At 44.0% G+C, this 5,564-nt stretch carries 7 protein-coding genes and 1 pseudogene; 5 read left to right on the top strand and 3 right to left on the bottom strand.

Going from position 1 to position 5,564, the window contains the following annotated elements; all coding sequences use genetic code 11:
- From AZ602_RS09565 to AZ602_RS09555, 3 genes and pseudogenes are all read right to left on the bottom strand, one after another.
- Positions 1 to 176 (bottom strand): annotated as a pseudogene (locus AZ602_RS09565) (IS1595 family transposase); the annotation flags it as partial.
- A gap of 21 nt (positions 177 to 197) precedes the next feature.
- Positions 198 to 506 carry a DUF1697 domain-containing protein gene (locus tag AZ602_RS09560; RefSeq protein ID WP_103034700.1) on the bottom strand — a complete coding sequence of 103 codons (309 nt, stop codon included), beginning with the start codon at positions 504 to 506 and terminating at the stop codon, positions 198 to 200.
- Positions 507 to 518: 12 nt separating this feature from the next.
- On the bottom strand, positions 519 to 1,289 hold the full coding sequence (locus tag AZ602_RS09555) for a TSUP family transporter (protein WP_369803890.1): 771 nt from the start codon (positions 1,287 to 1,289) through the stop codon (positions 519 to 521).
- Positions 1,290 to 1,586: 297 nt separating this feature from the next.
- Here AZ602_RS09555 and nhaA point away from each other — a divergent pair, with 297 nt between their 5' ends.
- The 5 genes from nhaA to AZ602_RS09530 all read left to right on the top strand — a co-directional run bounded on the left by nhaA (position 1,587) and on the right by AZ602_RS09530 (position 5,509).
- On the top strand, positions 1,587 to 2,816 hold the full coding sequence (gene nhaA, locus AZ602_RS09550; protein WP_103034699.1) for a Na+/H+ antiporter NhaA: 1,230 nt from the start codon (positions 1,587 to 1,589) through the stop codon (positions 2,814 to 2,816).
- A gap of 231 nt (positions 2,817 to 3,047) precedes the next feature.
- Positions 3,048 to 3,458 (top strand): MliC family protein, encoded by a 411-nt coding sequence (locus AZ602_RS09545; RefSeq protein WP_103034698.1) that lies wholly within the window; start codon positions 3,048 to 3,050, stop codon positions 3,456 to 3,458.
- A gap of 207 nt (positions 3,459 to 3,665) precedes the next feature.
- Positions 3,666 to 4,118, top strand: coding sequence for a DUF2799 domain-containing protein (locus tag AZ602_RS09540; protein ID WP_103034697.1), 453 nt, complete (start codon positions 3,666 to 3,668; stop codon positions 4,116 to 4,118).
- A 74-nt stretch (positions 4,119 to 4,192) separates the two neighbouring features.
- Positions 4,193 to 4,534, top strand: coding sequence for a DUF5713 family protein (locus AZ602_RS09535; RefSeq protein WP_075592508.1), 342 nt, complete (start codon positions 4,193 to 4,195; stop codon positions 4,532 to 4,534).
- A gap of 57 nt (positions 4,535 to 4,591) precedes the next feature.
- Positions 4,592 to 5,509, top strand: a complete 918-nt coding sequence (locus tag AZ602_RS09530) for a broad-spectrum class A beta-lactamase ROB-5 (protein ID WP_103034696.1) — start codon at positions 4,592 to 4,594, stop codon at positions 5,507 to 5,509.
- The last annotated feature ends 55 nt before the right edge of the window (positions 5,510 to 5,564 follow it).

Below are 5,564 nucleotides of genomic sequence, written 5' to 3'. Positions count from 1 at the left end.
CCTTAAGATTAAGATGGTATTCTATCACAAGTCTGATTTTATGATAAAATAAAGCTGCTGAATTTGGGTGTATTTGTAGTAAATCAGCTGCCGAATGAGCAGTAACTTCAAGTACAAAAAAATTCAAGCAGTCTTTTTTGTACTTTTTTACTTAGTTTACAATGGGTTATCTTCATAAAACTAGTATAACATGAGAGTTATTCTAGTACAGCCCCGAGCGTTTTATCCTGCCAAAATAGTGGTAGATTTTGCCATTCATCCTGCAAGTCTTTGGCACAAATCAGCACAAAATCCACCTTCAATCCATGTATATCCAAAAGACAGTGAGCAATCTTAGCATAAAGTTTATCCACAGATATTCGGCTATCAAAAAATACATTGCCACTATTGATATAATAAGCCACATTGTTTAGACCCAGTGCCGTCAAATGATAAGCAAAATCGCTCATTACTAGCGTATTTTTACCCATCATATTCACCCCACGAAGTAACATCGCATAACGCATTTTTATCCCCAATCACCAAAACACATACCGCACCACCATCGCAAAGCACATCAGCACAATCACAGGACGGATAAATTTGGCACCGCCTTTGACCACCATCTGCGAGCCACAAAACGCCCCAATAATCTGCCCTGCCATCATCACAAAGCCCACTTTCCATAGCACCTGACCACCTAGAATAAAGAAAATCAGACTGGCGATATTGGTCGCGAAGTTGAGTAGCTTGGCAGTGCCTGTGGCTCGTATCAGATCCATCCCCCGCAGCGCCACATTGGACAATGCAAAAAATGTCCCTGTCCCCGGTCCTAGATAGCCATCATAAAAGCCAATCAGCGGTACGATGGTTTTTTGCCACGTGCTTTGGCTGATTTTGGGCATGCTTTCAATTTCACCCAAGCTTGGGGCAAATAGCGTATATAGCCCCACTCCAGCAACAAGAAATGGAATGATGACTTTTAACATCTCAGGTGGGGATAATTGCACCAACACCGTGGCAATCGCCGAACCCACAAAAGCCATCAATAAAGCAATCTTGATTTGGGCAGGATGTACGACGTCTTTTTTGATCATCGTTAGACTGGCTGAGAATGACCCTGCCGATGCTTGCAGCTTATTGGTGGCAAGGGTGGCGATCGGTGGCACACCAGATAACAACAGGGCAGGAATGGTCAATAAGCCACCACCCCCTGCCATCGCATCAACGAAGCCTGCCAGCATCGCCACGCCAAATAACAGCACCAATATCTCTAAGCCAAGCTGAATATCCACTACCACCCCATCCATTAAGTCATTTTATTAAAGCCAAAAGCCCTTGGCTATTATAACGCTGGATCAAAACTGTGCCAATGATTTGGACAATTTTAACAGCCAAGTCCGGCTGTGTATCGACATAGATCAGCCCATAACACCAAAAAATCAGCTCAATCTGGATTCAAACCATAAAAAATTTCATAAATTGCGCTAAGTTTTGTAACTTAGTCTTTATCCTTACCTTATTTTTATGTTACAGTTAGCGATAAATTTACTGCCAGTGTGACAGGTGAGTGATGTCTCATTTGTGACACTTTAGTTGGGATTGATATGTTTGCACGAATTAAGCGATTTTTAGAATTAGAAGCAGCAGGCGGCATCATTCTTGCCCTCGCTGCGATCCTTGCCATGATCATTGCGAACTCGCCGCTACAATGGCTGTATGATGATTTCATTCATGTGCCTGTGGTGGTTCAGATCGGTGCTTTTGAAATTGCCAAAGATGCGCATCATTGGATTAATGATGGCTTGATGGCGATATTTTTCTTTTTGGTGGGATTGGAATTAAAGCGAGAGGCGTTGATTGGTGAATTATCCGATCTTAAACAGATTCTCATGCCTGCCTTAGCGGCTGTCGGCGGGATGATCGTACCAGCTTTGATCTATGCTGCTTTTAACTATCAAAATCCTGAGCATCTGGCTGGCTGGGCGATCCCTGCAGCGACCGACATTGCCTTTGCTTTGGGTGTGATTAGTCTGCTTGGTAATCGCGTGCCAAATGCGCTAAAGGTGTTTTTGGTGTCGATCGCGATTTTTGATGACTTGGGTGCGATTATCATCATTGCGCTGTTTTATACCGCGGATTTATCGCTGTTTTCATTGGGTGTGGCGGCAGTCTGCTTGCCGTTTTTGTACCTATTAAACAAAATGGGCGTGGTGCGTCTGACCCCGTATTTGATGATCGGTCTGATTATGTGGGCTGCGATGCTAAAATCAGGGGTGCATGCGACTTTGGCAGGCGTGCTATTGGCATTTTTTATTCCACTGCGTAACAAGCGTGATCCAGAACATTCACCGCTTGAAGAGCTGGAGCATGATTTGCATAACACCGTGGCGTTTGGGGTGCTGCCGCTGTTTGCCTTTGCCAATGCTGGCATTTCACTGGCCGGAACGAGTGTAGATAGCCTACTGCATCCTGTACCGCTTGGCATCGCATCAGGACTGCTCATCGGCAAACAAATCGGTGTCATGGCAGCGGTATTCTTATGCCTAAAACTGGGCTTGGCAGGATTGCCAAAAGGCACTACCATCAAGCAGCTGTATGGCGTATCACTGCTATGCGGCATCGGCTTTACGATGAGTTTGTTTATCTCAGGATTGGCTTTTGGCGGCATTCCAGATGAGTTCGATCCGCGACTGGGCATCATTTTAGGTTCGATCATCGCGGGCATCTTAGGGTATTTAATTCTGCGCAGCAGCATTCCTAATGCTGATCATCCTGTACTCGCCAAAGATTCTGGCGAAGGCTTTATCCCTACTGGTAACAGCGTGACTGAATGAGTCATCGCGATCTATTAGGCTGGCATTCGCCGGCCTATTTTTTTGCAAAGCTGTATCGGTTAATGGTGTAAGATTTGGGTAATATTGGTGACATATTTATTACAGTTTTTGAGGCCAACTGCCATCCACACGAGCAGAATTTGGCATATAATAAAGCCATACGACACATAGCTAATTTTCACCCAAATGCATGGCATTTGACCATTCTTAACTCAATTAAAGGATATGAAGATGAAAAAATTACTTGCTTGTACGACTCTGGCCGCTCTTGCCATTACAGGCTGTGCCACTTCGCCGATCAACACCCAGACTGCCTCTGTCAATACCACCGCTGACAGCGCTCAACAAAAGCGATTGATTGCGACTTATCAATGTGATGACAATGCCAGCGTCATCGCCAACTATCAGCCACAGAGTGATCGTGCTGTCCTATCCATCAATGTCCCAAGTTGGAAACTACTAAATCAAGAGATCACCATGAACTCAGCAGTGAGCGGCTCTGGTATGCGTTTTGTTAACCACACCAACCCAAACAGCCTGTATGAATGGCATGCCAAAGGTCGTGATGCCATTTTGGCTGTGACCATTGCAGGCACTGAGCATACTTTGAATTGCCGTGGCGTTGGTCAATCACTGTCATAATCTTATCCAAATCCAAGCGGCTGCCCGCCTCATGCTGCTTGGATTTGACATCTTGGGATATTGTATTGGCTTAGTGTGGCTTTGAATCATCTTAATTTGCATCACCCAAGCTGATGGGTAAATTGATCACACCTACCAAAGTATCGTAGAATATCTGATCTCTTCAGCGACTTATCAACAAAATTGCGCCATCATTTAAGGTCTGTTATGAAAAAACTTGCGCTTTTATCCGCCTTTGGTTTATCTGCCATTGTCACTGGCTGCGCGACCACCGCACAGCAGCCCCAAATCGATTGCGCTGCACCCGATTGGCATGCTGTCGGTATCGAAGATGGCAAAGCAGGTCGCTATCCTTATGAAATTAGTCGCCATCAAAAGCAGTGTCAAGCCATCAAATTAACACCTGAGATTATCAAGACTTGGGAAGCGGGGCGGCAAATTGGCTTAAATAGCTACTGCACCAAAGGCAATGCCTATGAGATCGGTCAGCGCGGTTATTCACTCAATCAAGTCTGCCCTGAAGCTGGTCTGCTTGAGATTCAGCAATCGCATGCTTTGGGTTATCAGCAATATTATCGCCGTGCGCAGCTTAGCCGTGATTGGGCATATCCTGTGTTTCATCCTTGGTATGCGCCACTACCCTATCGTTATTGGCGATGAGTTTTGACAATTCAAGTTGAATAATACGTTTCAGGCTGCCTGAACATTCATAACCCATAAAATAAGGAAACAAGATGAACATTCAAAATCCGCAAATTCAATCATACGATTTTCTGCGTGGAATGTATGATGACGGCTATTTTCCCAATTTTTTGGTTGATAAATGCAAAGCTATTTTTTTGAATGTGTGCCAACGCATTGAACAAGAACAACCCGACAATTTAGACGCGCTGTATGCCATCACGCACGAAGCCACCGAGCAACTCAATGAATTGCAAGATGAATTTGATGAAAATGACAGCGAAATTGAAACAGTTGCGCGTGATTGTTTTGGCGAAACCATGGAATTTATTGCCCAAGCTTATGGTTTTGATGACGCAGATGGTGTAGAATTGATTGCCCCGCGTGATTGGTAAAATTATTTTTCAGGCTGCCTGAAAAGAAATTTATTTAGTAAAATCAAAGGATAATTTATGTTTAATAAGTTAAAAATCGGCACATTATTATTGCTGACATTAACGGCTTGTTCGCCCAATTCTGTTCATTCGGTAACGTCTAATCCGCAGCCTGCTAGTGCGCCTGTGCAACAATCAGCCACACAAGCCACCTTTCAACAGACTTTGGCGAATTTGGAACAGCAGTATCAAGCCCGAATTGGCGTTTATGTATGGGATACAGAAACGGGACATTCTTTGTCTTATCGTGCAGATGAACGCTTTGCTTATGCGTCCACTTTCAAGGCGTTGTTGGCTGGGGCGGTGTTGCAATCGCTGCCTGAAAAAGATTTAAATCGTACCATTTCATATAGCCAAAAAGATTTGGTTAGTTATTCTCCCGAAACCCAAAAATACGTTGGCAAAGGCATGACGATTGCCCAATTATGTGAAGCAGCCGTGCGGTTTAGCGACAACACCGCGACCAATTTGCTGCTCAAAGAATTGGGTGGCGTGGAACAATATCAACGTATTTTGCGACAATTAGGCGATAACGTAACCCATGCCAATCGGCTAGAACCCGATTTAAATCAAGCCAAACCCAACGATATTCGTGATACGAGTACACCCAAACAAATGGCGATGAATTTAAATGCGTATTTATTGGGCAACACATTAACCGAATCGCAAAAAACGATTTTGTGGAATTGGTTGGACAATAACGCAACAGGCAATCCATTGATTCGCGCTGCTACGCCAACATCGTGGAAAGTGTACGATAAAAGCGGGGCGGGTAAATATGGTGTACGCAATGATATTGCGGTGGTTCGCATACCAAATCGCAAACCGATTGTGATGGCAATCATGAGTACGCAATTTACCGAAGAAGCCAAATTCAACAATAAATTAGTAGAAGATGCAGCAAAGCAAGTATTTCATACTTTACAGCTCAACTAACAAATTCATTTTGTTAGAAAAAGTGAAAATTTAGGGCTGAATTTTTAGAGGTTCC

The organism is Moraxella sp. RCAD0137 (genome assembly GCF_002894025.1).
In the GTDB taxonomy this organism is placed as follows: domain Bacteria; phylum Pseudomonadota; class Gammaproteobacteria; order Pseudomonadales; family Moraxellaceae; genus Moraxella; species Moraxella porci.
The sequence above is the reverse complement of the archived record's forward strand: the minus strand, read 5'-3'. Positions and strand labels throughout refer to the sequence as shown.